Here is a 24,326-nt window from a genome sequence, read left to right as displayed (position 1 = left end):
TTCAGCCTTCCTTGTCCCGGTCGGTCACCAGCCGCGCCTCCTCGGCCTTGTAGAAATACTGCGAGCATACCAGCCAGCCCTTGAAGGGGCGGAGCAGCGCCATGCAGGCCAGCACCGCGAACGGGAAGGTCACCACCAGGTGGACCCAGTAGGGTGCGTCGAAGGCGAGATCCAGCCAGACCGCCAGCACCAGGGCCGGGATGCCCACGATCGACATGGCGAAGAAGGCCGGGCCGTCGGCGGGGTCGGCGAAGGAGTAGTCCAGCCCGCAGACCTCGCAGCGCTCACGCAGGCTCAGGATGCCCCGGAACAGGTGGCCCTGCTGGCAGCGCGGGCAGCGGCCGCGAATGCCGGTGCGCATCGGGCTGCTGGTCTCGTGCCAAGGGCCGCCGCTGCCAGGGGTGCCGGGGGCGGTCGCCTGCATGGGATGGATCCTTTCCTTCCGCGCCGGGCAATGTATGCATGCCACGGGTGCAAGCCATACAAGATGCCTACAATAGGCTAGACATAGCCGTACACGCCGCTGCCGCCAATCGCGCCTAGTCCGGGATGCGGCCGGGCGCGACCATCTGTCGTGGACGTTCCTCGATGTACGAGAACAGTGCTGGCGGCGGCGACGTTCCCTGGCGGCCGGAACTGCCGCCGGGCGAGGGCGGCAAGGCGGCCGGGATCGTGGCGGCCCTGGTCGCGGCCCTGCGCTCGGGCCGGCTGCGGCCGGGCGACCGTCTGCCGCCGCAGCGCCGGCTGGCCCAGGAGCTGGGCGTCGACCTCACCACGGTGATGCGCGGCTTCCGTTTGGCCCGGGCGCGCGGGCTGGTGGCGGGGCGGGCGGGGCAGGGCAGCTTCGTCGCCGAGGGGGCGTTGGCCGCCCTGGACCCGGCTGTTCCGACGCCGGCGGCTCCGGTCGACCTCAGCATGAACTCGCCGCCGCAGCCGGCCGCCGCCCGGCTGGCGGCGCGGATCGGGCAGGGCATCGCCGCCATGCTGGCGGACGAGCCGGGCCTGGCGCGGCTGCATTATGGCGAGAGCGGCGGCAGCCCTGGCGACCGGGCGCTGGCAGCACGGCTCCTGGAACAACGGCTGGGGCCGCTCTCTCCGGAACGGGTGGTGCTGACCAGCGGCAGCCAGAGCGCGCTCCATGCTTTGTGCGCCCTGCTGCTCCGGCCGGGCGACGGGTTCCTGTGCGGCGAGTTCACCTATCCCGGCCTGATCGCGGTGGCCGCCCGCCACGGCGTTCGCCTGGTGCCTCTGGCCATGGACGGGGCGGGGATCCTGCCCGAGGCCGTCGCACAGCGGTGCCGGGCACTCCGGCCCAAGGCGCTCTACCTGATCCCATCGGCCGACAACCCGACCGCGGCGACGCTGCCCTTGGAGCGGCGCGCAAAGCTGGCCGAGATCGCGGCGGAGCATGGCATCGCGATCATCGAGGACGATGCCTATGGCCTGCTCCAGGAGGCGGACCTGCCGCCGCTGGCGTGCCTCCTGCCGGAACGGAGCTGGCACGTGACCACCTTGTCCAAATGCGCCACGCCGGCGCTGCGCACGGCGCTGGTCGCGGCACCCTCGGCGGCCGAGGCGGACCGGCTGGTGCAGATGCTGCGCGCCACCTGCCTCATGCCGCCGCCGCTGATGACCGGCCTGGCGATGCGCTGGGCAGGGGACGGCAGCCTCCTTGCGATCCGCGACGCGATCCGGGCGGAGAACCGGGCGCGCCAGCATCTGGCGGCCGGCATCCTGGCCGGTTTCGGCCCGGCCGCCGATCCGTCCTGCCCGCATCTCTGGCTGAAGCTGCCGGAGGGCTGGCGTGCTGCCGGCTTCACCGGCGAGGCGGGGAGGCTCGGCCTGTCGGTCACGCCCGGCGACGCATTCGCGGTGGGGCCGCCGGCGATGGAGGCGGTGCGGGTTTCGCTGGGGGTGCCGGACGATCGGGCAGCATTGGCGGAGGCGCTCGCCTGCCTGCGCCGGCTCCTGGAACGGCAGCCGGCAGCGGCCGGCCGCCCGGTGATCTGAGGCGCCGGCCGTGCTTCAGGGCAGATAGGGGACGATCCGGCCCTGCTGGACCACCGGGCCGGTCGGCCGGCCGGTGGGCGAGCCGCCTTCCGGCTCCAGGCTGACCGCCAGCATGGCACCGCCGCCGATGCCGGCCATGCGCTCTTCCGGCAGCGCCATGGCCATGCGGGCATCCGGATCGAGCACGCCCAGGGAGACCGGGACCGGGCTGCCCGCGGGGATCAGCCAGAGTTCGGGGACGAGTTCGCCATCGTTCATCCGGCCGACCGGGTCGATCAACACCGCCCCGGCGGCAGGGTCGGCACTCACCAGCCACATCGGGTTGCCGCTGGTATCGTCCAGGATCGCGACATAGGCGGCGCCCGGCCCTCGGGTCAGCGGGTTCACCAGCAGGAGGCCGACGGATGCCGCCGCCAGCAGGCCGAAGCCGAAGGCCAGGCCACGCCACAGCGACAGGCTGTTCCAGATCCGGCGGTGCAGCGGCACGAACACCTTGCCGCGCGCCGGGCGGCCCTGGCGCTGGATGGAGCGCTCGATGCGCTCCAGCAGGGCGGGCGGCGGCTCGACCGGCTCGATCAGGCCGATCAGCGGCGCCAGGCGGCGCTGCCACCACGCCATCCTGGCCTGGGCCAGCCGGTCGTTGCGCAGCCGCATCTCGAAGCGCATCCGCTCGACCGGCGGCAGCGTGCCCAGGACGAACTCGGCAGCGTCCAGGTCCAGCTCGTCGGGGGGATCGTCGTCGGGCGTCATGCGTCGAGGCAGGTGCGCAGGCGGGCCAGGCTGCGCCGGATCCAGCTCTTGATCGTGCCCAGCGGCTGGCCCAGCCGCTCGGCCAGCTCCTCATGGGTCCAGCCATCGGCGAACGCCATGACCAGGCAGCGCCGGTGCAGCGGCTCCAGCTCGCCCAGGCAGTGGACCAGCGACAGCCGGTCGGCGGCGCTGACCCCTGGCACCGCATCCATCCGCTCCAGCAGGTCGCCGTCCTCGTCGGCGTCGGGGCTGGCGACGACCCGCTCACGGCCGGCCTTGCGCAGATGGTTGATGGCGCTGTTGCGCAGGATGGTGATCATCCAGCCGATCGCCGTGCCCCTGGCGGGGTCATAATGGTCGGCATGCCACCAGACCCGGAGGAAGGCATCGTGCAGCGCATCCTCGGCCACCTCGCGGCGGCGCACGATCCGCAGGGCCGCGCCCAGCAGCCTGGGTGCGGTCGCGGCATAGAGCTTGCGAAACGCTTCGGCATCCCGCCGGCCGACCTGTACCAGCAGGTCATTCAGCAGTTCCGGGCTATCGTCGGCGTCCTTCGACACCGTGAGGTCCGCCGTGCGCATCTGCTCAACAGATAAGTCGGCGCCACCCGGCAGCCAAGCGGCGAGCTGAACTCATCTCAGGGATGTGTCGCCCGCCGGGGCAGCGGTTCAGCCCGGTCGGCACTGGCCGCTGCCGCGGACCTGGTACTTGTAGGTGACGAGCTGCTCCAGCCCGACCGGGCCGCGGGCATGGAGGCGGCCGGTCGCGATGCCGATCTCTGCACCGAAGCCGAACTCGCCGCCATCGGCATACTGGGTCGAGGCGTTGTGGGTGACGATGGCGCTGTCGACCTCGGCCAGGAACCGCTCGGCCGCATCCGCGTCGCGCGCGACGATGCAGTCGGTGTGGTGGCTGCCGAAGCCGTTCACATGGCCGATCGCCTCGTCCAGCCCGGCCACGACCTTCACCGCCAGCACCGCATCCAGGAACTCGGTGCTCCAGTCCGCCTCATCGGCCGGCTGGCCGTTCGGCCAGATCGCCAGGGTCTCGGCACAGCCATGGATCTCGCAGCCCTTGGCGGCCAGCGCATCCAGGATCGGCGGGAGCAGCCGGGCGGCCGCCGCGCGGTCGACCAGCAGGGTCTCGGTGGCGCCGCACACGCCGGTGCGCCGGAGCTTGGCGTTCAGCACGAGATCCAGCGCCATGTTCGGGCCGGCGCTGGCATGGAGGTAGGTGTGGTTGTTGCCGTCCAGATGGGCGAACACCGGCACCCGGCTCTCCGCCTGGACGCGGGCCACCAGCGACTTGCCGCCGCGCGGGACGATCACGTCGACATGCTGGCTGGCCGCCAGCAAAGCACCCACCGCGGCGCGGTCGGTGGTCGGGATCATCTGGGCGGCATCGGCGGGCAGGCCTGCCTTGGCGACCGCATCCGCGATGATCGCGTGGATGGCGCGCGAGGAATGGAAGCTGTCCGAGCCGCCGCGCAGGATCACGGCATTGCCGGCCTTCAGGCATAAACCCGCGGCATCGGCGGTGACGTTCGGCCGGCTCTCATAGATCACGCCGACCACGCCCAGCGGCACGGCCACGCGCGCGATGTCCAGACCGTTCGGGCGGCGCCAGCGGGCGAGCTCCCGGCCGACCGGATCCTCCAGGGCGGCCACCACCTCCAGGCCCACGGCCATCCCTTCGATCCGCTCCGGGGTGAGCAGGAGCCGGTCGAGCAGGGCGCGGCTGAGGCCCGCCGTGCGGCCGGCCTCCATGTCCTTCGCATTGGCTTCCAGCAGGGCCGCCTGGCCGGCACGCAGGCCGGCGGCGGCGTCGAGCAGGGCCTGGTCCTTGGCGGCGCACGGGGCCAGGGCCAGGCCGGCGGCGGCATCCTTGGCCCGGCGGCCGATCCGCCCGATCAGGTCGACCATCTCGCTCTCGGCCATTGCCAGAAGCTCCCTTACAGCAGCACCAGGTCGTCGCGGTGGATGAGGACGTCGCGGCCACGATAGCCCAAGGTGCGCTCGATGTCCTCGCTGCGCAGGCCGGCGATGCGCTGGGCATCGCCCGCATCATAGGCGATCAGGCCCTTGGCCAGGTCGCGGCCGTCCAGGGAGCGCACCAGCACGGCATCGCCGCGCTCGAACCTGCCTTCCACCCCGCGCACGCCGGCCGGCAGCAGCGAGCGACCCTGGAGGAGAGCCCGGAGCGCCCCCTCGTCCACGGTGATGACGCCGGTGACCCCCAGCGATGCCGCGATCCAGTGCTTGCGGGCACCGTGCGGGCTGGCTTTCGCGACGAAGCGGGTGCAGCGCCCGCCTTCCTCGATCGCGCGCAGCGGGTGCAGGCCCTCGCCCTTGGCGAGCACCACCGAGCAGCCGGCATGGTTGGCGATCTTCGCCGCCACCAGCTTGCTGACCATGCCGCCCGTGCCGACCGCGGAGCCCACGCCGCCCGCCATCGCCTCGATCTCGGGCGTGATGTCCTGGACGGTGGGGACATGGCGCGCGTCGGGATCGCGGCGCGGGTCGGCAGTATAGAGCCCGTCCACATCGGACAGGAGCACCAGCGTCTCGGCCGAAGCCATCACCGCGACCCGGGCGGACAGCCGGTCGTTGTCGCCGAAGCGGATCTCGGTGGTGCCGACCGTGTCGTTCTCGTTGACCACCGGCACGGCACCCTGGGCCAGGAGGGCGGCCACGGTGGAGCGGGCGTTCAGGTAGCGCCGGCGCGATTCGGTATCGTCCAGGGTCAGGAGGATCTGCGCCGCGGTCAGGTCCTGCTTGCCCAGGCTCTCCGCCCAGGCAGCCGCCCAGCGGATCTGCCCCACCGCGGCTGCCGCCTGCTTCTGCTCGAGCGGCAACGGCCCGGCCGGCAGGCCCAGGACGGGGCGGCCGAGCGCGATGGCGCCGGAACTCACCACGATCACCTCGGTGCCGGCCGAGCGCAGCCGGGCGAGGTCGGCGGTGAGCGAATCCAGCCATGCCTGGCGGGGCCGGCCGTCCGCGCCCACCAGGAGCGAGCTGCCGACCTTGACCACCAGGCGGCGGGCGGAAAGCGGGGAGGTCACGAGACCTCCAGCACGTTCTTTCTGGCTTCGGCCTCGGCGGCGCGCTTGGCCTTGACCAGCTCGAAGGCGCGCAGCAGCACGGGCCGCACGTTCTCGCCGGTGGCGGCGGAGATCAGCATGGGCTCCTGGCCACAGGCTTCGGCCAGGCTCTTCGCCTTGCGGCGCAGCTGCTCCCTGGTCAGCGCGTCGACCTTGTTCAGGCAGACGATCTCGGGCTTGTCGACCAGACCATGGCCGTAGAGCTCCAGCTCCTTGCGGATGGTCTTGTATGCCTGGACGATCCGGCTCTCGGTGCCGTCCACCAGATGGATGAGCACGCCGCAGCGCTCCACGTGGCCCAGGAAGCGATCCCCTAAGCCCGCACCCTCCGAGGCGCCCTCGATCAGGCCCGGGATGTCGGCCAGGACGAAGGCCTCGTGGTCGATTACGATCGTGCCGAGCTTCGGCTCCATCGTGGTGAAGGGATAGTCGGCGATCTTGGGCCGGGCGCGCGAGGAGGCTGCCAGGAAGCTGGACTTGCCGGCATTGGGCAGCCCTACCAGGCCGGCATCGGCGAGCAGCTTCAGCTCCAGCCAGACCCAGCGCTCCTCGCCGGGCCAGCCGGGCTCGAACCGCCGGGGTGCGCGGTTGGTCGAGGTCTTGAAATGGGTGTTGCCGCGCCCGCCATCGCCGCCCTTGCACAAGGTCACCGTCTGGCCGTCCTCGACCAGGTCGGCGATCACGGTCTCCTTGTCCTCGGCGAGAATGCGCGTGCCGACCGGGACCTTGAGGATCCGGTCCTTGCCGGCCTTGCCGTGGCGGTCCGCACCCATGCCGTGGCCGCCGCGCTCGGCGCGGAAGTGCTGGCTGTAGCGGTAGTCGATCAGCGTGTTCAGGTCGGCGGTGGCGACCACGATCACCGAGCCGCCCCGGCCGCCGTCGCCGCCGTTCGGCCCGCCTTCGGGAATGAACTTCTCGCGGCGGAACGATGCGCTGCCCGCCCCGCCATGGCCGGACTGGACGTAGATCTTGGCGCTGTCGAGAAAGCGCATCGTCGTGCTTCCAAAAGCGAAAACGGCCGGGGGGACTCCCCGGCCGTCACGTCATCTCATCGATGGGAAGAGCCGGAGTTACTCGGCAGCTTCCTGGGTCGGGACCACCGAGATGTACTTGCGGCCCTTCGGTCCATCGTGGAACTTCACCTGCCCGTCCTGGGTGGCGAAGATCGTGTAGTCGCGGCCGAGGCCCACGCCCGTGCCGATGTGCCACTTGGTGCCGCGCTGACGGACGATGATGTTGCCGGCGACGACGTTCTCGCTGCCGAACTTCTTCACGCCGAGGCGCTGACCGGCCGAATCGCGACCGTTCCGCGAAGAGCCACCGGCCTTTTTATGCGCCATGGGATGTCTCCACTGCTGAAATCGTCGCCGAACAAGCCGGAAACGACACTCGTTGTCCAAATGGGCAGGTGCCCGCGGATTCTCAAGAAGGCCGGGCCGTTCAGGCCGCGACGATCTCCTGGATGCGCAGGACGGTCTTCATCTGGCGATGGCCGGTCCGGCGGCGGTAATGCTTCCGGCGGCGCTTCTTGAAGACGATGATCTTATCGTCCTTGTCCTGCTCGAGGACGGTAGCCGTCACCTTGGCGCCCGCGACCAGCGGGGAACCGACGACGGGAGAGTCACCACCGACCATCAGGACTTCAGTGAGCTCAACGGTTGCACCGGCTTCTGCGGGCAGCAGTTCGACGCGGATCACCTCGTTGGGGGTCACGCGGTACTGCTTGCCGCCGGTCTTGACGACTGCGTACATGGGACGAAGATCCTGAGGTCGGAATGTACCGAACAACACGGCACGCCGGGTAGGGGTACCCGGACGGTCCGCGGACAATACTTGCGGTCGCCGAAATGTCAACGTGTCGCTGCGGCCTGCGGCGTGGCCGGCAGCGAGGCATAATAGGCGGCGACCGCCTCGATGTCTTCCGGCGTGAGGCCCGGCACGACCTTGGCCATCAGCCGGGCATAGGGGCCGCCGCCGCGCGCGCCCGCCTTGAACAGATGGAGCTGCTCCTCGAGATACCAGGCCGCCTGGCCGTCCAGCTCCGGAAAGGCCGGGTTGCGTCCGGGCCGGTCGGCATGGCAGCGCCCGCAGGCCGGAACCCTTTCCTCCGGAATGCCCTCCGTCGCGATCTTCTCGCCATGCGCCAGGAGGCCCGCCGTCAGTTCTTCGCCCGGGGGAGCGGCCGGCGGGCGCTGGCTGGCATAATGGGCCGAGACCCGCGCGATGGCGTCCGGGGTCAGGCCGGCTGCGGCAAAGCGCATGATGCCGCTCTGCCTGGTGCCGTTGGCGAACGCCTGGAGCGTGTCGCGCAGATAGGCCTCGGGCAGGCCGCCGATCATCGGGAAGGCGCCGCCGTCGGTGCCGCCATCGAACCCGTGGCAGCGCGCACAATTGGCCAGCACCGGATCGGCATCGGCTTCCGACGGCGGGCCGGTCCCGAAGGCCAGGTCCCGATAGGTGGCGGCATCCATCCCGGGCAGGACGCGCAGGAAGGACACCATCGCCCAGACCTCGTCGGCACGTTCCGGTGCGATCCAGGCGGGCATGCCGGTGAACTTCACGCCCTGCTGGACGATCACGAACAGCTCGGCCGCGCTCCAGATCTCGGCCGATTGGGTGAGCGGCGGCGGGGGCGGGGTCATCCGGTCGGACAGAGGCGGGCGGCCGCGCAGGGGCGAGCCGTGGCAGAACGCGCAGCTCGCCTCGAAATGGCCGGCCGCCCGGCGGATCTGGCGGGGCTCGTCCAGCTCGGGCGGCTCCTCCACCGACAGGGCTGCCGTCTCGACCGACTGCTCCATCGCCCAGTGCAGGACGAGGTCGGTGATCTTCCAGTGGCCGGAGCCGGCGCCGATGCCGATCAGGCCGGACCAGGCCAGGAGCAGCCCGGCCAGCGCCAGCAGGACCAGGCCCAGCAGCCCCTGTCGCCAGGTGATCATGAGGCACTCCCGCGCCAGCCTGCCTCGGTGCGGAACAGCCGGGCCACCAGGAACAGGCCGCCGGAGAGATAGGAGGCGCCGCCCACCAGCAGCATGACGATGCCGCCGAGCTGCTGGTCCGCCAGGTCATGCTCGCCGCCATGGCCGAACAGGGGGCGATGGGCGAAGGCGAGCAGGGCGCCCAGCAGGGTCATGTGGATGGAGGTGAACAGGAGGCCCAGCGTACCCAGCAGGCTGCGCCCGGTCCGCTCCTTCGCGGCAAAGCCCAGGCAGGCGATCCAGACCAGCAGGCCGGACAGGAAGAAGCAGGCCTGCTCCAGGACGAACCAGGGCGTGGAGTAGCGCGCCGCCTCGTGGAGGGCCGGCGCGTGCCAGGCCCAGACAGCAACCAGCTCGACCAGGGAGGCGGGTAGGGGCCCGAACAGGATCGCCCGGCCAGGGGAAGGGTCGAAGCGGGTGCCGGCGATGGCGGCCGCGAGCAGTGGTGCCGCCACGGCCACCACCGCCATGTGGATCGTCATGTGCGCGGCGAACGAATGGGCGGCCATGGCGGGCAGGGGGCCCAGCCAGGCAAGGGCGAGGACCAGGAGGCCCGGCAGGAGGAACCGCCAGCGCATCAGCGGCAGTCCGCGATGAACAGGGCCGGCAGGGCCACGAACACCACGCCCACCAGGCTCAGGCAGCTCAAGAGGAAGGTGGAGATACCCAGGAACTGCTCGCGGTCGTCATCGGACGGGTCGTCATAGGGCGGCAGTTCGGAACTGGGCCGCCAGTGGCGGTAGGCCTTCCAGCCGGCCGCCACGATCAGGAGGGCGGCCACCACGGTCGCCGCACCGATCGCGATCTGGATCGGGCGGAGATCGGCAGACAGGCCGGACTTGGCGCAGATCACCGCAGCGGTGACGTAGCAGAACAGGAAATGCAGCGCCCAGATCGTCGGCGGGGCGATCAGGAACCAGAGATTGGCCTTGTCCCCGAAGCGCAGCATCATCCGCCTCCCACGGCCAGGGGGAACAGGCCGGTCACGAGCGCGGTCGTCAGCGCGGTGATGGTGGCGAAGTGCCAGTAGAGCGTGACGTTCTGCAGGTCGATGTCGTGGCGGGCCGAGAGCTTGCCGGCGAGGCCCCGGGCGACGCAGTAGCCCTGCATCAGTACGCCCACGCCCAGATGCACCGCCGTCCAGATCGCCAGCACCCAGACGGTGGCATCATAGGAATCGCGGGTGGGCTCGAGCCCGGTGACATAGGGCGCCCAGAGGATGGCCGCACCGGAGCCGAGTGCCGCGAAGGCCGAGCCCATCACCATGAACAGGGCCTTGAGCTCATGGCCGGCCCGGTTGCGGGTGCGTGCCAGCAGCATCAGCCCCCAGGCGAGCAGGGCCAGGATCGCGGCCAGCGTCGGGTAGAACTGGCCAGGTCCGGTGGCGTCGGGCGGCGGGAAGTCCGGGCGGATCGTCCAGTAGAAGAAATAGGAGAACACCAGGCTGCCGAACGCCGTGCCGTCGCCCACCATGGTGATGAACATGGCCCACCAGCCGACCGAGCTCGGGCCTGAGGCATAGAGCGGCAGGACCGTGCCGAGGCCGGCGTTCTTCTCCCGCTTCTCCGGGATCATCGAGGTGCCGGTCCACAGCCAGACCATGATCACGCCGATGCCGATCACGCCCGACAGGATGGTGGTGACCCACCAGTGGAAGGTGGCGGCGATGAACGAGCCGCCAACGAACACGGCGGCCAGCATCGGCAGGAAGGAATTGCCCGGCAGGCGCAGGACCTGGAGCGGCTCGGCGTCGAGCACGGTGGTGACCATGGTCTCGCGCTTGCCCTCCTCGGCATCGGGGAGGAAGAAGCGGCCCTCATGGATCTTCCGTGCGAGGTCCGGCTGGTCCCACAGGGGATAGCGGCTCTCGATGATCGGCACGCTGCGGATCCCCCAGGGGCTTTCCGGGTCGCCCTCGGCCCATTCCAGCGTGCCGGCGTTCCAGGGGTTCTTCGGGGCTTTCGGCTTCCAATTCAGCGGGCGCACCAGGTCCCAGGTCAGCACCAGCACGCCCGCCGCCATCACGAAGGCGCCGAGCGTGGAGACCAGGTTGAGCAGGTCGAAGCCCAGCCCCTCGGGATAGGTGAAGACCCGCCGCGGCATGCCGCGCAGGCCGGTGAAGTGCATGGGCAGGAAGGCGATGTTGAAGCCGGTAAACATCAGCCAGAACGCCCATTTGCCCAGGCGGTCGGACAGCATCCGGCCCATCACGAAGGGATAGAAGTAATAGACCCCGGCGATCAGCGGGAAGAACATCCCGCCGATCAGGGTGTAGTGGAGGTGGGCGACCACGAAGTAGCTGTCGTGCGCCTGCCAGTCGAAGGGAGCGAGTGCCACCATCACCCCGGTGAGCCCGCCGAACACGAAGATCGCCAGCGCGCCGGTCGCGTAGAGCATGGGGATGGCGAACACGACCCGGCCGGCCAGCATGGTCGCGACGAACACGAAGATCTGCACGCCGGTGGGAATCGCCACCGCCTCGGAGGCGGCGGAGAAGAAGCCCTGCGAGACGATCGGCAGGCCGGTCGTGAACATGTGGTGGGCCCAGAGGCCGAAACTCAGGAAACCGGTGCCGACCGCGGCCAGCACGATCCAGCCATAGCCCACGATCGGCCGCTGGGCGAAGGTCGGCACGATCATGGCGAGGAGTGCTATCGACGGCAGGAAGATGATGTAGACCTCGGGATGGCCGAAGATCCAGAACAGGTGCTGCCACAGGATCGGGTCGCCGCCGCGGGAGGGGTCGAAGAACGGCCAGTTGAACAGCCGCTCCATCTCGAACAGGATGTCGCCGGCGATCAGCGGCGGGAAGGCGAACAGGATCATGCCGGCCACGATCAGCACGTACCAGCAATAGAGCGGGATCAGGTTGATCCGCATGCCGGGCGGTCGGCATTTGAGGACGCCCACGATCAGCTCGACCGCCGCGGCAATCGAGGCGACCTCGATGAAGGACAGGCCCAGGAGCCAGATGTCGGCGCCGATGCCCGAGAATTCGGGGTCGGTGGTGAGCGGCGGGTACATGAACCAGCCGCCGTCCGGGGCGGCGTTGAAGAAGATCGAGCCCGCGACGAACACCCCGCCGATCAAAAAGCACCAGTAGCCGAAGGCCGAAAGCCGCGGGAAGGGCAGGTCGCGGGCGGCCAGCATCTGCGGCAGGATCAGGATCGCCACCGCCTCGAAGATCGGCACGGCGAACAGGAACATCATCATCGTGCCGTGCAGGGTGAAGAGCTGGTTGTAGAGGCCGGGCGACACCAGGTCGTTGTCCGGCACCGCCAGCTGGCCGCGCATGATCAGCGCCAGCACGCCTGCGAACAGGAAGAAGAAGAACGAGGTGGCGGTGTACCAGACGCCGACCTCGGTATTGTTGACCGCCGACCAGTAGCGCCAGCCCCCGGGCGTTTCCCAGACCCGGCGCAGGCGGTCCTCCTGGGCGGCGAGCAGGGCCTGGTCGGGCGCCTCGCTCATCGCAGGCTCGCCAGCCAGTCGGCCAGCAGCCGGAGCTCGGTTTCCGGCAGCATGGCGTAGGACGGCATCCGGATCTCCGGCTTGAGCGTGTCGGCATGGGCGACGAAGCGGGCGATGGCGGCCGGGCTGTTCGCCAGGATGCCCGCACCCACGGTGTGCCGGCTGCCCAGATGGGTGAGGTCCGGGCCGACCAGCGCATTCGCCTCCGTGCCGCGCACGGTGTGGCAGGCGGCGCAGCCATGGCGCAGGAAGGCATCCGGCCCAGGCCCGGCGGTGACGGCGGCGGGGCCGGCCTCGGCTTGGAGCCAGCGGGCGAAGTCGTCGGGCGTCATCACCTCGGCGGTGAGCGCCATCAGGGCGTGGGAGGCGCCGCAGAACTCGGCACACGCGCCGCGATAGACGCCGGGCTTGGTCGGGCGGAGGACCTGGCGCGTGGTGCGGCCGGGGATCAGGTCGGTCTTGCCGCCGAGCGGCGGGATCCAGAAGGAATGGATCACGTCGGGGCTGGACAGGATGAACTCGACCGTGGCGCCGGCCGGCAGGCGGATCTCGTTGGCGCTGGTGACCGGCGGGGCGCCGTCCCGGTGATAGATGACCCGCCACCAGAACCGCTCGCCCACCACCTCGATGCGCAGGTCGCTCTCGGTGGCCCGCAGGCCCGGCATCAGGCGCAGGCCGTGGATCAGCAGGCCGGCCAGCACCACGGTCGGGAAGACGGCGCCGGCCCAGAGGATCACCTTCAGCGCGGTCGCCACCTGCCACAGGCTGCGGCCCCGCCAGCTCGCCAGCACCGAGCCGCCCAGCACCAGGCACCAGATCACGGCGGCCCCGGCCAGCATCTGCCAGAACAGGCCGGCGATTTCGGCGGCGTCCTCGCCGGCGGGATCGAGCGCCGATTGCGGGCCGGTGCAGGCGGAAAGGGCCAGGATGCCGAGGGTGGCGGCCGCTGGGAACGGCCGGGCCCGGCTCATGCCGACCACGCTGTCGCGACGTCGACCGTCTGCATCCGTTCCTCGCGCGCACGCTCCCCGTCAGGCGAACGGGCGAAACTTGCGCTTGTTCCGAGGAAGGACGTCAGGCGCCGACTTTTCCACCGGACCGGTGCAGCGCGGCATCAGCTTCAGGCGGCGCGGACCCAGACGGCGGTGTCGTGGAAGGCGCCGCCACCGTTGGGGAAGCCCGGCTCCGCTGAGATCAGGGTGTTGACGCACTCACCGTCGGCGAACCCGTCCTTGGGCCAGATCCCCTCGATCACCACCGTGCCCGGATGCTGGGCGGGGCGGGCCTTGGCGTGGACGGTGACGGTGCCGCGGCGGTTGCCGACCCGGACCGGGTCGCCGTCGGCCAGAGCGAGGGCCGCCATGGTGTCGGGGTGGAGCAGGGCGGTCGGGCGGACCTCGCGGGCGCGGCCGCTCGCCATCTCGGTGAAGCTCGAGTTCAGGAACTGCCGGGCGGGTGCCGCCACCAGGCGGAACGGGTGCTCCGCGTCCGTTTCCTCGATTGCCTGCTGGTGGTCGGGGAGCGGCGGCATGGTCTGGTGGCGCTCGCCCAGCTCGTGCCAGGGCGGGGCGAAGCGGAAGCGGCCGTCCGGGGTGGGGAAGCCGTTGCGGAAATGGCCGTCATAGCGCTCGGCCAGGACGTCGTAGCCGCCCCGGTCGAGGATCTCCTGGGCATTCGGATAGCCGGAGCGCAGGAGCATGTCGTCGATCAGTTCCCACTCGGTCATGCCGAAGCCGCGATGCTCCGCGCCTACTCGCCGGGCGATCTCCGCCAGCACACGATGGTTGCTGCGGCACTCCCGGAAGGGCTCGAACAGCTTGCGGGTGACCTGGATGTTGGCATGCGCGCTGGCCGTGTAGAGGTCGTCGTGCTCGACGAACATGGTGGCCGGCAGGACGATGTCGGCGAGCTTCGCCGTATCGGTCATGAACTGCTCATGGACCACGGTGAACAGGTCGTCGCGCAGGAAGCCCTGGCGGACCAGGGCGCTTTCCGGGGCCACGATCGCCGGGTTGGTGTTCTGGATGAACAGGGCGGTGACGGGCGGGCCGTCGCCGAGGTCGCGGCGGTCGCCGTTCAGGACCGGGCCGATGCGGCACTGGTCCAGGACCCGGATCGCCGGGTCCATGACGTCCAGGCCCTCGATCAGCGTCTTGTCGAGGCCGTAGATGTCGCCCATTGAGTAGAGGGCGCCGCCGCCCAGATGCTGCCAGGCGCCGGTGATCACCGGCAGGCAGGACACGGCATGCATGGCGGCCGAGCCGTTCTTCTGCCGGGTGAAGCCGTAGCCGACCCGCAGATAGGACGCGCGCGCCTGGCCGTAGAGGCGGGCCACCTCTCGGATCCGGTCGGCCGGGATGCCGCAGATGGCTTCGGCCCATTCCGGCGTGCGGCTGGCGAAATGGTCGGCCAGGCGCTCGTAGGGCAGGTCGGCGAAGCGGGCGATGAAGGCCTGATCGGCATAGCCCTCGGCGAACAGGACATGGGCGATGCCGCAGGCCAGCGCCCCGTCCGTGCCGGGCCTTGGCGCCAGGTGGATGTCGGCGATCTCGGCGGTGCCGGTCTTGTACACGTCGACCACGATCACCTTGGCGCCGCGCTTTCGGGCCTTGGAGATGTGGGTCATCATGTTGACGTGGGTGTTGACGGGGTTGGTGCCCCAGATCAGCCAGAGATCGGCATGTTCGCCGGCTTCCACCGGCGAGACGCCCCAGCGCTTGCCATAGCCGGCCCGCCAGCCCGTGTCGGAGAGGGTGACGCAGAACGTGCTCTTCTGCCGGCTGTACTTCTTGACGTGGCGCAGCCGCTCGATCCCGTCGCGCTGCACATAGCCCATGGTGCCGGCATAGAAATACGGCCAGACCGCTTCCGGTCCGTGGCGGCGCTCGGCGGCCAGCAGCCCCTCGGCGACACGGTCCAGCGCCTCGTCCCAGCCGATCCGGGTGAACTGGCCGCTGCCCTTGGGGCCGGTGCGCAGGAGCGGGAAGCCCAGCCGGTCGGGGTGGTGGAAGCGCTCGGCATAGCGGCTGACCTTCACGCAGAGCGTGCCGGCCGTGTAACCGATCCGGTTGGAGCCGCGCACCTTGCCCATGGTGCCGTCGTCGCGGCGCTCGATGTCCAGCGCGCAGACGGAGGGGCAGTCGTGGGGGCAGGTGGAAGGCAGGATCTGGCTCATGCGGCCAGGATGGGCCGGCGGCTGGAACGGTTCAAGATCCGGCTGGTGGGGTCGTGCTTGTAGGAAAAGTTCAAGTGGTTGATGCGCCTGGGGTTCTCGGGTTCGTTTGTGCAAAAAGCTGTTGTGGTGTGTGGTCCGGGGGCGTGGCCGGGAGCGACTGTTCAGGTTCTCATGCGGTTGATCCCCCGGTCAAGCCGGGGGATGACATGAAGGAGGTGGCTGCGGCCGTTCCTCCTTCCCCTCCTTGATACCCCTCCTTGCCGCCCCCGCATCCTCTCCGTCATCCTCCGCGAAGGCGGGGGATCCACTGGCCGGAGGAGAAGAACGGCCCGGTCACACCACCCGGTGCAGCAGCGGCTCGCCGCTCTCGACCCGGCGCACGTTCTCCACGATCACCGCGAGCGAGCGGTCCCAGGTCTCGCGGGTGAGCCAGGCGCTGTGCGGGGCCAGGACGATGTCGTCGCGGGCGAGGAGCGGGTTGGCGGGCTCGAAGGGTTCGGTGGCGAGCACGTCCAGGCCGGCGCCGGCGAGGCGACCGTCGTCCAGGGCGGCGATCAGTGCCGGCTCGTCGACCAGGCCGCCGCGGGCGGTGTTGACCAGGATCGTGCCGGGGCGGACGTGGCTCAGCGTGTCGGCGTTCACGATCTTCGCCGTGTCGGGCAGGAGCGGGAGGTGGAGGGAGATGATGTCGGCTTTTGCGAACAGGTCTTCCAGGACCTCGATGCGCTGGCCGGGCTGGCCCTCGGCGTCCGAGCGGTGCCAGCGCAGCACCTTGCCGCCCAAGGCCTCGATGATCGGGGCCAGGCGGCGGGGTACGGCGCCGAAGCCCACGAAGCCCACGCTGCGGCCGGCCAGTTCGCCATAGGCGCCAGCCGCCTGGATCGCGTCCGACCAGCCCTGGCCCTGGCGGGACGCGCGGTCCTGGACGGTGACCCGGCGCAGCACGGAAAGCATCAGGAGCAGAGCCTGCTCGGCCACCGCGACCGTGTTGGTGCCGGGCATGTTGCAGACGGCAATGCCCCTGGCCTTGGCGGTCTCCAGGTCGATCGTGTTCACGCCCACGCCGATCTTCTGGATCAGCTTGAGCTTCGGCCCGGCCTCGATATGCGCTTTGGTCACCGGGTCCAGCGCATGGAGCAGCACGTCGGCCTCCGCCATGGCGGCCATGACGCCCGGCTTGTCGGCCGGGGTGACCGCCTCGACCGGAAAGGGTAGCTGCTCCAGCCGGCTATCGAGCCAGCGGTCGGACTGGTAAACGAGCAGCGCGTGCATCGAGCTCACCTCGGGTCGGACAACAGATCAGGCATGGCCCCTTCCAACAAACCTCCCGCCGCCGACGGCACGATCCTGGCTGTCCTGCGGCGGGCCGGCCTGCTGGAGTTCGGCCCGGACCCGAGCATGGCGCCGCTGACCGGCGGTGTCAGTTCCGATATCTGGCGGGTCGAGCTGCCGGGCGGGCCGGTGGCGGTGAAGCGGGCGCTGCCGAAGCTGAAGGTGGCGCAGGACTGGCAGGCTCCGGTCGAGCGCAACGCCTATGAGGCCGCCTGGATGCAGGAGGCGCGGCGCTTTGCCCCGCGCGCCGTGCCGAGGCTGCTGCACCAGGACGCGATCCTGGGGGCGCTGGTGATGGCTTACCTGGAGCCGCGCGACCATCCCTTGTGGAAGCGGCTGCTGATGGACGGCCAGATCCTGGCCTATCATGCCGGTGCGGTGGGGGCGACGCTGGCGGCGATCCATGCCGGCACCGCGCGAAGGCCCGAGGTGGCGCAGCGCTTCGCCACCGACAAGATCTTCCACGAGATCCGCCTGGCGCCCTATCTCCTGGCCACCGCCGAGGTCCATCCCGATCTCGGGCGGCAGCTCCGCGCCCTGGTGCGGACCACGGCGGCCAACCGCATCGCGCTGGTCCATGGCGATGTCAGCCCGAAGAACATCCTGATCGGGCCGCGCGGGCCGGTGTTCCTGGACGCGGAATGCGCCTGGTATGGCGACCCCGCCTTCGACCTGGCCTTCTGCCTGAACCATCTCCTGCTCAAATGCCTGTGGCGCCGCCGCGATGCCGCCGCCTATCTGGTCGCCTTCGACGCGCTGGCCGAGGCCTATCTGGCGGCTGCGGTCTGGGAGCGGCGCGACCGGCTGGAGGAGCGGGCGGCAGCATTGCTGCCCGGCCTGCTGTTGGCCCGGGTCGACGGCAAGTCGCCGGTCGAGTATCTGCGCGGCCAGGACGACCGGGAAAAGGTGCGCAAGGTCGGCCGCCATTTCCTCCAGCACGTGCCGGACCGGCTGTCCGCCATCCGCGCCGTCTGGGCCGAGGAGACCGCCGTTTGAGCCAGAAGATCAGGGAGATCCGCGCCCGGCGGGTCTGGGACAGCCGCGGGCGGCCGACCGTGGAAGCGGACGTGATCACCGAAGGCGGTGCCTTCGGCCGGGCGATTGCACCGGCGGGGGCTTCGACGGGCTCCGGCGAGGCGCTGGACCGTCGCGATGGCGGGGAAGCGTTCGGCGGCATGGACGTGCGCCTGGCGGTGGACGCGGTGAACGGGCCGATCCGCACGGCATTGCTGGGCGTCGATGTGCGGGACCAGTCGGCGGTCGACGGGGTCCTGATCGAACTGGACGGCACGCCGGAGAAGCGGAAGCTCGGCGGCAACGCCACGATCGCGGTGTCGATGGCGGCGGCCCATGCGGCTGCGGCCGGCGAGGGCGTGCCGCTCTGGCGGTGGCTGGGCGGGGAGGCGGCGCGCCGGCTGCCGCTGCCCGAGATCCAGATCTTCGGCGGCGGCGCCCATGCGGCCGGGCGGCTGGACATCCAGGACTTCATGGTGGTCTGCCCGGGGGCGGCGAGCTTCGCGCAGGCGCTGGAATGGACCGCGGAGGTCTATCGCGCCGCGGGCGGCCTGATGAAGGATGCCGGCAAGCTGGCCGGCGTGGCCGACGAGGGCGGCTTCTGGCCGCTGTTCGACGGCAACGAGGATGCGCTGGGCATGCTCACCAAGGCGATCGAGCGGGCGGGCTACCGGCCTTTTGAGCAGGTCGCGATCTCCTTGGACGTGGCGGCCAGCCAGTTCGGCAGGAACGGGCGCTACCGGCTGGCGCGGGATGGGCGGGAGCTGGATGCCGCCGGAATGATCGAGGTGCTGACGGGCTGGATCGGCCGCTATCCGATCGTGTCGGTGGAGGACCCGCTGGCCGAGGACGACCCCGAGGGCTTCCGGGCCTTCACCGCGAAGCTGGGCGACCGGGTCCAGGTGGTGGGCGACGACTTCCTGGTGACTGACGCCGAGCGGGTGCGCGACGCCGCGGCCGGGCAGCTGTGCGACACCGTGCTGGTGAAGCCCAACCAGCGCGGCACGCTCACCGAGACCAAGGCCGCCTGGGAGGCCGCGAGGGCTGCCAGGATGGGGGCGATCGTGTCGGCACGCTCAGGCGAGAGCGAGGACGTCACGATCGTGCATCTTGCGGTCGGGTGGGGCGTTCCTCAATTGAAGGTCGGCAGCTTCACCCGCTCCGAGCGGATGGCCAAGTGGAACGAGGGCATCCGGATCGAGGAGGCATTGGGCGAGGCGGCGGATTTTGCCGGCGCCCTGCCTTACATGGGCAAGGCCGCCTATTCGGCGTGACGGCAGCGAACCAGCGGAAAAGAGCCATTCCATGAGCGATCAGACCCCCGTCACCGTGCTCACCGGCTATCTCGGTGCCGGCAAGACGACGCTCCTCAACCGGATCCTCACCGAGGACCACGGCAAGAAATACGCCGTGATCGTCAACGAGTTCGGGGAGATCGGCATCGACAACGACCTGCTCGTCGAAAGCGACGAGGAGGTGTTCGAGATGAACAATGGCTGCATCTGCTGCACGGTGCGCGGCGACCTGATCCGGGTGATCGAAGGGCTGATGAAGCGGCGCGACCGCTTCGACGGCATCGTGATCGAGACGACCGGTCTCGCCGACCCCGCACCCGTGGCCCAGACCTTCTTCGTCGACGAGGACGTCGCCAAGAAGTCGCGGCTGGACGCGGTGGTGACCGTGGTGGACGCCAAGCATGTCCGCCAGCGGATCGAGGACAGCCAGGAGGCGGTGGACCAGATCGCGTTCGCGGACGTGATCCTGCTGAACAAGACCGACCTGGTGACCCCTGAGGAGCTGGCCGAGGTGCGCCGGGCGATCCGCGGGATCAACCGCTTCGCCAAGATCCACGAGACCCGCAACTCCGACGTGGCGCTGGGCGAGATCCTGGACCGGGGTGCGTTCGACCTGTCGCGCATCCTGAAGCTCGACCCGGACTTTTTGGAGCACGGGCACGACCATCACCACCATCATCACGGCCACGATCACGTCTGCGGCCCGGACTGCGGCCACAACCATCATCACCACGGCCATGATCATCACGATCATGATCACGGGCATGATCACGACCACGGGCACCACTACCATCACGACGACGAGCACATCGCCCATTCCGGGATCAGCTCGGTCTCGCTGAAGGCGGACAAGCCGATCAACCCGGACCTATTCGAGCGCTGGTTCGGCCAGATCCTGGCCGAGCAGGGCCCGAACATCCTGCGCTACAAGGGCATCCTGGACGTAAAGGGCAAGGACGAGCGCTTCGTGATCCAGGGCGTCCACATGATCCGCGACGGCGGCTTCCAGCGGGAATGGAAGGCCGGCGAGCCGCGCTGGAGCCGGCTGGTGCTGATCGGTCGGCACCTGGACAAGGCGGCGCTCGAGACGGCGTTTGCCGCCTGCGTGACGCAGTGATGGCGGCTGCTCCGCGCCTGCCGGCCTCGATCGTCGGGGCCGGCGCTCCGGTCGTAGCGATCCAGCCCGTGGGCGAGCTGGTGGCGGCAGGCCTGGGCGATGGCCGGGTCTGGTGGGGGGATCGGTCCGACATCGCCACTAAGCCAGTCGAGCCCACGGCCGCCCATGGCGGCGTGCTGCTCTCGGCGGCACTGGCTCATGACGGCAAGGGGCTGGTCTCGGGCGGCGATGACGGCCGCCTCGTGCGCTCGGTGCCGGGCGAGGCGCCGGTCGAGATCGCCAAGGTGCCGAGGCGCTGGATCGCCGCGGTGGTGACCGATCCGGCCGGTGGCAACACCGTATTCGCGGCCGGCAAGGAGGCCCGGGTGCTGGGCCGGGACGGGCGGGAGAAGGCGGTGTTCGCCGACCATCCGTCCACCATTGCCAGCCTGGCGCTGGACCCCAAGGGCAAGCGGCTGGCGGCGACCCACTATAACGGCGTCAGCATCTGGTGGACGGAGCTCGCCAAGCAGGAGCCCAAGCGGCTGACCTGGAAGGGCAGCCATCTCAAGGCGGCGTTCGACCCGACCGGGCGCTATCTCGTCACCACCATGCAGGAAAACGAGCTGCATGGCTGGCGGCTGGCCGACGGGCAGGACATGCGCATGTCGGGCTACCCGGCCAAGCCCCGCACGCTGGCCTTCTCGCCGGACGGCAAGAAGCTCGGCACGGGCGGCTCCGACACGCTGGTGGTCTGGGACTTCACCGGCAAGGGGCCGATGGGCAAGGCGCCGGAGGAGCTGGGCGAATACACCGACGTGCCGATCACCGCGGTGGCGTTCCACCCCTCGGTGGCGATCGTGGCGGTGGGCCATGCCGACGGCTCGGCCAAGCTGCTCTCGTTCGGCTCGGACCGCAGCATCCCGCTGGACAGCCCGGGTGCCGACATGGTGACCGCCCTGGTCTTCTCCAAGGACGGCAAGCGGCTCTATGCTGGCACGGAGGATGGCGGGCTCGCCTCCTACCTGATCGCCGAATGATCTAAGCAAACTGTCCGGGCGGGCGACCCGGCTGTCCGGGTGGCTTTCCCATGCGTGCCGACATCCGCGAGACCCTGCGTCTCGCCCTTCCCGTCATGGTGGCACGCGCCGGCATCCTGGTGATGGCCGCCGTCGACACGATCATGACCGGGCGGTTCGGGGCCAGCGAGCTGGCCTTCTACGCGGTCGGCAACGCCCCCTTCATCCTGTTCATGCTGCTGGGCATCGGGCTTGCCACCGGCACGGTGGTGCTGGTGTCCCAGGCGATGGGGGCGGGGCAGGCCAGCGAAACCGGGCGAATCTGGCGGATCGCCTGCATCGACACGGGCCTGCTGGGCGTTGTCACCGGCCTGTTGCTCCTGCCGGGCGAGACGATCCTCGGCTGGCTGGGGCAGAGCCCGGAAGTGGTGGCGGGCGGTGCGGAAGTCATGCGCGCCTTCGCCCTGGCGATGCCGGCCGTGCTGCTGTTCTCGGCCACCAGCTATTTTCTGGAGGCGATCGGCCGGCCCCATGCCGGGATGGTGGTGATGTGGGCCGGCGTGCTGCTCGATGCGCTCCTGAACTGGCTCCTGATGTTCGGCCCGTTCGGCCTGCCGATGCTGGGGGCGCAGGGGGCGGCGCTGTCCACCTCGATCACCCGCTGGGTAGGTGCCTTGGCCCTGATCGCCTATGCGCTCAGCTTCAAGGGCCATGGCGCCTATGGCGTGCGCGGCCGGCTGGCGCCGGTCTGGCCGGTGCGCCGCCAGCTTCTGCGCCTGGGCCTGCCGTTCGCGGCCTCGCAGGGGCTGGAAAGCAGCGCCTTCCAGTTCATCCTGGTGATGGCCGGCTGGCTCGGCACGGTGCAGCTCGCAGCGCACCAGGCGGTGATGAACCTGAACGCGCTGTTCTACATGCTGACCCTGGGCGTGGCGACCGCCACCTCGGTGCGGGTCGGCCATGCGGTGGGTTCGGGTGCCAGTGAGCGGGTCGCCCGCGCCGGCTGGGTCGGGGTCGCCATCGGCCTCGTCATCATGCTGGGCTTCCTGCCGTTCATCCTGGGGCTGCGCCTGCCGATCGGCTGGCTCTATGCTGCCGACCCGCTGGTGGTGGCGGCGATTGCCACGGCCCTGCTGGTGGTCGGTCCCACCATGCTGGTGGACAGCGGCCAGGGCATCGTCACGGCGGCCCTGCGCGGTACCGGCGACACCTGGGTCCCCACCGCGATCCATGTGAGCTGCTTCTGGCCGGCCATGGTCGGCTCGGCCTGGCTCCTGGCCTTCCCGGCCGGATTCGGCCTGATCGGGCTGTGGCTGGGATTGCTGATCGGCCTGGCCCTCGCATTTCTCTGTCTGAGCCTGCGCTTTGCCGGGCGCACCCGTCGCATCGACCTATTGGCACGAGCAACATGACCGAGCTTCCCCGCCTCTTCGACCGGCGGGCCGTGCACCGCAACCGCATCCGCGCGCTGGCCGACCGGGAATATCAGCCCTTCCTCCTGGACGAGGTGGCCGACCGGCTGGTCGAGCGCCTGGGCGAGATCCGCCGGCCGTTTCCCCGGGTCCTGGAATTGGGGAGCTGGCGCGGCCGGCTCGCCGACCTCCTGCGGCTGGCCGGGCCGGGGAAGGAACTCATCGTGGCGGTCGATCCGGTGGCCGATGCTCTGGATGTCGGGCCCGGGCTGAAGGTCCAGGCCGAGCCGGAAGCGCTGCCGTTTGCCGACGAGAGCTTCGACCTCGTGGTGAGTGCTTTGGCGCTGCACCATGTCGACGACCTGCCGGGCGTGCTTCTCCAGCTGCGCCGGATCCTGGCACCCGACGGGCTGATGCTGCTGGCGCTCCTGGGCGGCGAGAGCCTGTTCGAGCTGCGCACCGCGCTGATGCAGGCCGAGCTGGACATCAAGGGCGGGGCGGCCATGCGGGTGGCGCCGTTCGTCGACATCCGTGATGCCGCCGCGCTCCTGCAGCGGGCGGGGCTGGCCCTGCCGGTGGCGGATGTGGACCGCATCACCGTGTCCTATCCCGACGCGCTGGCGCTGCTGCACGAGCTCCAGTCGATGGGCGAGGGCGGGGCGCTGCTGGAACGGCCGAAGGGCCTGTTCCGCCGCGACCTGCTCCTGCGCGCCGCCCAGATCTATGGGGAACAGTTCGCCCGGGCCGATGGCAGGGTGATCGCCAGCTTCGACATCCTGCATCTGTCGGGCTGGAAGCCGCACGGGAGCCAGCAGCAGCCGGCCAGGCGCGGCAGCGGCCAGGTCCGGCTCGCCGCCGCGATGGGGGTGCCGGTCGAGGTCCTGGAGGGGAGGGCTCCGCCCCAGGGCCGCGACCCGGACGATCAGGCCGGCTGAGGCAGGCGGGCCGGTGCCGGCGCGTCCAGGCGGTGGCCGATCCAGCCCACCGCATAGCCCAGCACCGCCCAGAAGATCGCCTGGCTGACCATGGAGGCGCTGACGAACTCCGCGGCGATCTCGGGCGGGACCGCACCGCCATGGATGCCGGCGGCCGGCGAGCCGATGACGTGCGGCATGGCGAGCAGCACGATGCCCAAGGCCGCCAGGAGGCTGCGCCCGGAGAGCAGGATCAGCGCCAGGCCGGCGGCGGTGAGGCCGGCGGTCATCAGCCACCAGGCCTGGCGTGCCGCCAGCTCCGCGGTGACGGCACCCGGCACTTCCGGCGCCAGGCCCAGCGAGGGGGCCAGGGTGAAGGTGGCAAAGCCGGCCATGCCCCAGAGCAGGCCGCGCTGCGGGGTGAAGCCGTGGCCGGCCAGCGTCATGGCGCCGGCCAGCAGCAGGCCGAACCCGGCACCGGTGACCAGGTTCGCGAGGAGCGTGGAGATCCGCCGCTCGAACGAGACCGGCTCCGGCTCGCCCGGCAGGGCCATGGGCTCGCCGACCGTGGAGTGGGCGAGAACCAGCAGGCTGCCGTCGAGGCGGGCGTCATGCTCATGTTCGTGATCGTGGCCGGTCTCGTAGACCTCAGCCGCGACGATCAGCGGGATCGTGGTGAAGGCCTGGACGAAGGTGACGAGCAGGCCGGCGAGGAGGCCGGCGCCGATGCCGGTCAGCACCACGCGGCGGAACATGCTGAGCATGG

General features: G+C 70.4%; 23 protein-coding genes. 7 read left to right on the top strand and 16 right to left on the bottom strand.

What is annotated here, in order from left to right; translation table 11 throughout:
• Nucleotide 1: 1 nt before the first annotated feature.
• Entirely contained in the window at nucleotides 2–424 is a 423-nt protein-coding gene (locus tag HLA95_RS04905) for a DUF983 domain-containing protein (RefSeq protein ID WP_191060478.1), read from the bottom strand.
• A gap of 164 nt (nucleotides 425–588) precedes the next feature.
• Here HLA95_RS04905 and HLA95_RS04900 point away from each other — a divergent pair, with 164 nt between their 5' ends.
• Entirely contained in the window at nucleotides 589–2,010 is a 1,422-nt protein-coding gene (locus HLA95_RS04900) for an aminotransferase-like domain-containing protein (protein WP_222182640.1), read from the top strand.
• Between the two features lie 15 nt (nucleotides 2,011–2,025).
• Here the strand turns inward: HLA95_RS04900 and HLA95_RS04895 are convergent, their stop codons facing one another.
• The 14 genes from HLA95_RS04895 to HLA95_RS04830 all read right to left on the bottom strand — a co-directional run bounded on the left by HLA95_RS04895 (nucleotide 2,026) and on the right by HLA95_RS04830 (nucleotide 16,753).
• Nucleotides 2,026–2,760 (bottom strand): anti-sigma factor, encoded by a 735-nt coding sequence (locus HLA95_RS04895; protein ID WP_191061727.1) that lies wholly within the window; start codon nucleotides 2,758–2,760, stop codon nucleotides 2,026–2,028.
• A complete protein-coding gene (locus tag HLA95_RS04890; RefSeq protein WP_191061728.1) occupies nucleotides 2,757–3,320 on the bottom strand; it encodes a sigma-70 family RNA polymerase sigma factor in 564 nt (187 codons plus the stop codon). Before HLA95_RS04890 ends, HLA95_RS04895 begins: the two co-directional genes overlap by 4 nt.
• Before the next feature lie 108 nt (nucleotides 3,321–3,428).
• The gene (locus tag HLA95_RS04885; protein WP_222182638.1) at nucleotides 3,429–4,697 is read right to left on the bottom strand and encodes a glutamate-5-semialdehyde dehydrogenase; all 1,269 of its coding nucleotides are present in this window, start codon (nucleotides 4,695–4,697) and stop codon (nucleotides 3,429–3,431) included.
• Nucleotides 4,698–4,711: 14 nt separating this feature from the next.
• Nucleotides 4,712–5,821: a glutamate 5-kinase gene (gene proB / locus HLA95_RS04880; protein ID WP_222182636.1), complete on the bottom strand. Its 1,110-nt coding sequence runs from the start codon at nucleotides 5,819–5,821 to the stop codon at nucleotides 4,712–4,714.
• Nucleotides 5,818–6,852, bottom strand: a complete 1,035-nt coding sequence (gene obgE / locus HLA95_RS04875; RefSeq protein ID WP_191059972.1) for a GTPase ObgE — start codon at nucleotides 6,850–6,852, stop codon at nucleotides 5,818–5,820. Before obgE ends, proB begins: the two co-directional genes overlap by 4 nt.
• Before the next feature lie 78 nt (nucleotides 6,853–6,930).
• Complete coding sequence (gene rpmA, locus HLA95_RS04870) at nucleotides 6,931–7,200, bottom strand: 50S ribosomal protein L27 (RefSeq protein ID WP_191059973.1); 270 nt, start codon at nucleotides 7,198–7,200, stop codon at nucleotides 6,931–6,933.
• 100 nt (nucleotides 7,201–7,300) lie between these two features.
• On the bottom strand, nucleotides 7,301–7,612 hold the full coding sequence (rplU, locus tag HLA95_RS04865) for a 50S ribosomal protein L21 (RefSeq protein WP_191059974.1): 312 nt from the start codon (nucleotides 7,610–7,612) through the stop codon (nucleotides 7,301–7,303).
• Between the two features lie 98 nt (nucleotides 7,613–7,710).
• Complete coding sequence (locus HLA95_RS04860; RefSeq protein WP_191059975.1) at nucleotides 7,711–8,796, bottom strand: c-type cytochrome; 1,086 nt, start codon at nucleotides 8,794–8,796, stop codon at nucleotides 7,711–7,713.
• Entirely contained in the window at nucleotides 8,793–9,413 is a 621-nt protein-coding gene (locus HLA95_RS04855; RefSeq protein ID WP_191059976.1) for a cytochrome c oxidase assembly protein, read from the bottom strand. The genes HLA95_RS04860 and HLA95_RS04855 overlap by 4 nt, the downstream gene beginning before the upstream one ends.
• The gene (locus HLA95_RS04850; protein WP_223861535.1) at nucleotides 9,413–9,784 is read right to left on the bottom strand and encodes a hypothetical protein; all 372 of its coding nucleotides are present in this window, start codon (nucleotides 9,782–9,784) and stop codon (nucleotides 9,413–9,415) included. Before HLA95_RS04850 ends, HLA95_RS04855 begins: the two co-directional genes overlap by 1 nt.
• Nucleotides 9,784–12,306 (bottom strand): cytochrome c oxidase subunit I, encoded by a 2,523-nt coding sequence (gene ctaD / locus HLA95_RS04845; protein ID WP_191059978.1) that lies wholly within the window; start codon nucleotides 12,304–12,306, stop codon nucleotides 9,784–9,786. The genes HLA95_RS04850 and ctaD overlap by 1 nt, the downstream gene beginning before the upstream one ends.
• Entirely contained in the window at nucleotides 12,303–13,277 is a 975-nt protein-coding gene (gene coxB, locus HLA95_RS04840; RefSeq protein WP_255591481.1) for a cytochrome c oxidase subunit II, read from the bottom strand. Before coxB ends, ctaD begins: the two co-directional genes overlap by 4 nt.
• 149 nt (nucleotides 13,278–13,426) lie before the next feature.
• A complete protein-coding gene (locus tag HLA95_RS04835) occupies nucleotides 13,427–15,481 on the bottom strand; it encodes a molybdopterin-containing oxidoreductase family protein (RefSeq protein ID WP_222182634.1) in 2,055 nt (684 codons plus the stop codon).
• A 333-nt stretch (nucleotides 15,482–15,814) separates the two neighbouring features.
• A complete protein-coding gene (locus tag HLA95_RS04830) occupies nucleotides 15,815–16,753 on the bottom strand; it encodes an NAD(P)-dependent oxidoreductase (RefSeq protein WP_191060977.1) in 939 nt (312 codons plus the stop codon).
• Nucleotides 16,754–16,786: 33 nt separating this feature from the next.
• Here HLA95_RS04830 and HLA95_RS04825 point away from each other — a divergent pair, with 33 nt between their 5' ends.
• From HLA95_RS04825 to HLA95_RS04800, 6 genes are read left to right on the top strand one after another with little or no spacing between them, the layout of a single operon-like run.
• Nucleotides 16,787–17,809, top strand: coding sequence for a phosphotransferase family protein (locus HLA95_RS04825; protein WP_191060978.1), 1,023 nt, complete (start codon nucleotides 16,787–16,789; stop codon nucleotides 17,807–17,809).
• The gene (gene eno, locus HLA95_RS04820; RefSeq protein ID WP_222182632.1) at nucleotides 17,806–19,101 is read left to right on the top strand and encodes a phosphopyruvate hydratase; all 1,296 of its coding nucleotides are present in this window, start codon (nucleotides 17,806–17,808) and stop codon (nucleotides 19,099–19,101) included. The genes HLA95_RS04825 and eno overlap by 4 nt, the downstream gene beginning before the upstream one ends.
• Before the next feature lie 31 nt (nucleotides 19,102–19,132).
• Entirely contained in the window at nucleotides 19,133–20,239 is a 1,107-nt protein-coding gene (locus HLA95_RS04815; RefSeq protein WP_191060656.1) for a CobW family GTP-binding protein, read from the top strand.
• Nucleotides 20,239–21,258: a WD40 repeat domain-containing protein gene (locus HLA95_RS04810; RefSeq protein ID WP_191060655.1), complete on the top strand. Its 1,020-nt coding sequence runs from the start codon at nucleotides 20,239–20,241 to the stop codon at nucleotides 21,256–21,258. Before HLA95_RS04815 ends, HLA95_RS04810 begins: the two co-directional genes overlap by 1 nt.
• Nucleotides 21,259–21,308: 50 nt before the next feature.
• Nucleotides 21,309–22,646 carry an MATE family efflux transporter gene (locus tag HLA95_RS04805; protein WP_191060654.1) on the top strand — a complete coding sequence of 446 codons (1,338 nt, stop codon included), beginning with the start codon at nucleotides 21,309–21,311 and terminating at the stop codon, nucleotides 22,644–22,646.
• The gene (locus tag HLA95_RS04800) at nucleotides 22,643–23,581 is read left to right on the top strand and encodes a class I SAM-dependent methyltransferase (RefSeq protein ID WP_222182629.1); all 939 of its coding nucleotides are present in this window, start codon (nucleotides 22,643–22,645) and stop codon (nucleotides 23,579–23,581) included. Before HLA95_RS04805 ends, HLA95_RS04800 begins: the two co-directional genes overlap by 4 nt.
• On the opposite strand, the gene HLA95_RS04795 is transcribed toward HLA95_RS04800, so the two are convergent.
• A complete protein-coding gene (locus HLA95_RS04795) occupies nucleotides 23,569–24,324 on the bottom strand; it encodes a CbtA family protein (RefSeq protein WP_222182627.1) in 756 nt (251 codons plus the stop codon). The two genes, HLA95_RS04800 and HLA95_RS04795, sit on opposite strands and share 13 nt — an antisense overlap.
• Nucleotides 24,325–24,326: the final 2 nt, after the last annotated feature.

The sequence above is a fragment of the Geminicoccus harenae genome (genome assembly GCF_019800005.1).
GTDB lineage: Bacteria > Pseudomonadota > Alphaproteobacteria > Geminicoccales > Geminicoccaceae > Geminicoccus > Geminicoccus harenae.
The sequence above is the reverse complement of the archived record's forward strand: the minus strand, read 5'-3'. Positions and strand labels throughout refer to the sequence as shown.

Excerpts from the sequence above, each read along its gene's own strand:
- HLA95_RS04905 (WP_191060478.1), bottom strand. The coding sequence starts at position 424 with ATGCAGGCGACCGCCCCCGGCACCCCTGGCAGCGGCGGCCCTTGGCAC.
- HLA95_RS04900 (WP_222182640.1), top strand. The coding sequence starts at position 589 with ATGTACGAGAACAGTGCTGGCGGCGGCGACGTTCCCTGGCGGCCGGAA.
- HLA95_RS04895 (WP_191061727.1), bottom strand. The coding sequence starts at position 2,760 with ATGACGCCCGACGACGATCCCCCCGACGAGCTGGACCTGGACGCTGCC.
- HLA95_RS04885 (WP_222182638.1), bottom strand. The coding sequence starts at position 4,697 with ATGGCCGAGAGCGAGATGGTCGACCTGATCGGGCGGATCGGCCGCCGG.
- obgE (WP_191059972.1), bottom strand. The coding sequence starts at position 6,852 with ATGCGCTTTCTCGACAGCGCCAAGATCTACGTCCAGTCCGGCCATGGC.
- rpmA (WP_191059973.1), bottom strand. The coding sequence starts at position 7,200 with ATGGCGCATAAAAAGGCCGGTGGCTCTTCGCGGAACGGTCGCGATTCG.
- rplU (WP_191059974.1), bottom strand. The coding sequence starts at position 7,612 with ATGTACGCAGTCGTCAAGACCGGCGGCAAGCAGTACCGCGTGACCCCC.
- HLA95_RS04860 (WP_191059975.1), bottom strand. The coding sequence starts at position 8,796 with ATGATCACCTGGCGACAGGGGCTGCTGGGCCTGGTCCTGCTGGCGCTG.
- HLA95_RS04855 (WP_191059976.1), bottom strand. The coding sequence starts at position 9,413 with ATGCGCTGGCGGTTCCTCCTGCCGGGCCTCCTGGTCCTCGCCCTTGCC.
- HLA95_RS04850 (WP_223861535.1), bottom strand. The coding sequence starts at position 9,784 with ATGCTGCGCTTCGGGGACAAGGCCAATCTCTGGTTCCTGATCGCCCCG.
- ctaD (WP_191059978.1), bottom strand. The coding sequence starts at position 12,306 with ATGAGCGAGGCGCCCGACCAGGCCCTGCTCGCCGCCCAGGAGGACCGC.
- coxB (WP_255591481.1), bottom strand. The coding sequence starts at position 13,277 with ATGAGCCGGGCCCGGCCGTTCCCAGCGGCCGCCACCCTCGGCATCCTG.
- HLA95_RS04835 (WP_222182634.1), bottom strand. The coding sequence starts at position 15,481 with ATGAGCCAGATCCTGCCTTCCACCTGCCCCCACGACTGCCCCTCCGTC.
- HLA95_RS04830 (WP_191060977.1), bottom strand. The coding sequence starts at position 16,753 with ATGCACGCGCTGCTCGTTTACCAGTCCGACCGCTGGCTCGATAGCCGG.
- HLA95_RS04825 (WP_191060978.1), top strand. The coding sequence starts at position 16,787 with ATGGCCCCTTCCAACAAACCTCCCGCCGCCGACGGCACGATCCTGGCT.
- HLA95_RS04815 (WP_191060656.1), top strand. The coding sequence starts at position 19,133 with ATGAGCGATCAGACCCCCGTCACCGTGCTCACCGGCTATCTCGGTGCC.
- HLA95_RS04810 (WP_191060655.1), top strand. The coding sequence starts at position 20,239 with ATGGCGGCTGCTCCGCGCCTGCCGGCCTCGATCGTCGGGGCCGGCGCT.
- HLA95_RS04805 (WP_191060654.1), top strand. The coding sequence starts at position 21,309 with ATGCGTGCCGACATCCGCGAGACCCTGCGTCTCGCCCTTCCCGTCATG.
- HLA95_RS04800 (WP_222182629.1), top strand. The coding sequence starts at position 22,643 with ATGACCGAGCTTCCCCGCCTCTTCGACCGGCGGGCCGTGCACCGCAAC.
- HLA95_RS04795 (WP_222182627.1), bottom strand. The coding sequence starts at position 24,324 with ATGCTCAGCATGTTCCGCCGCGTGGTGCTGACCGGCATCGGCGCCGGC.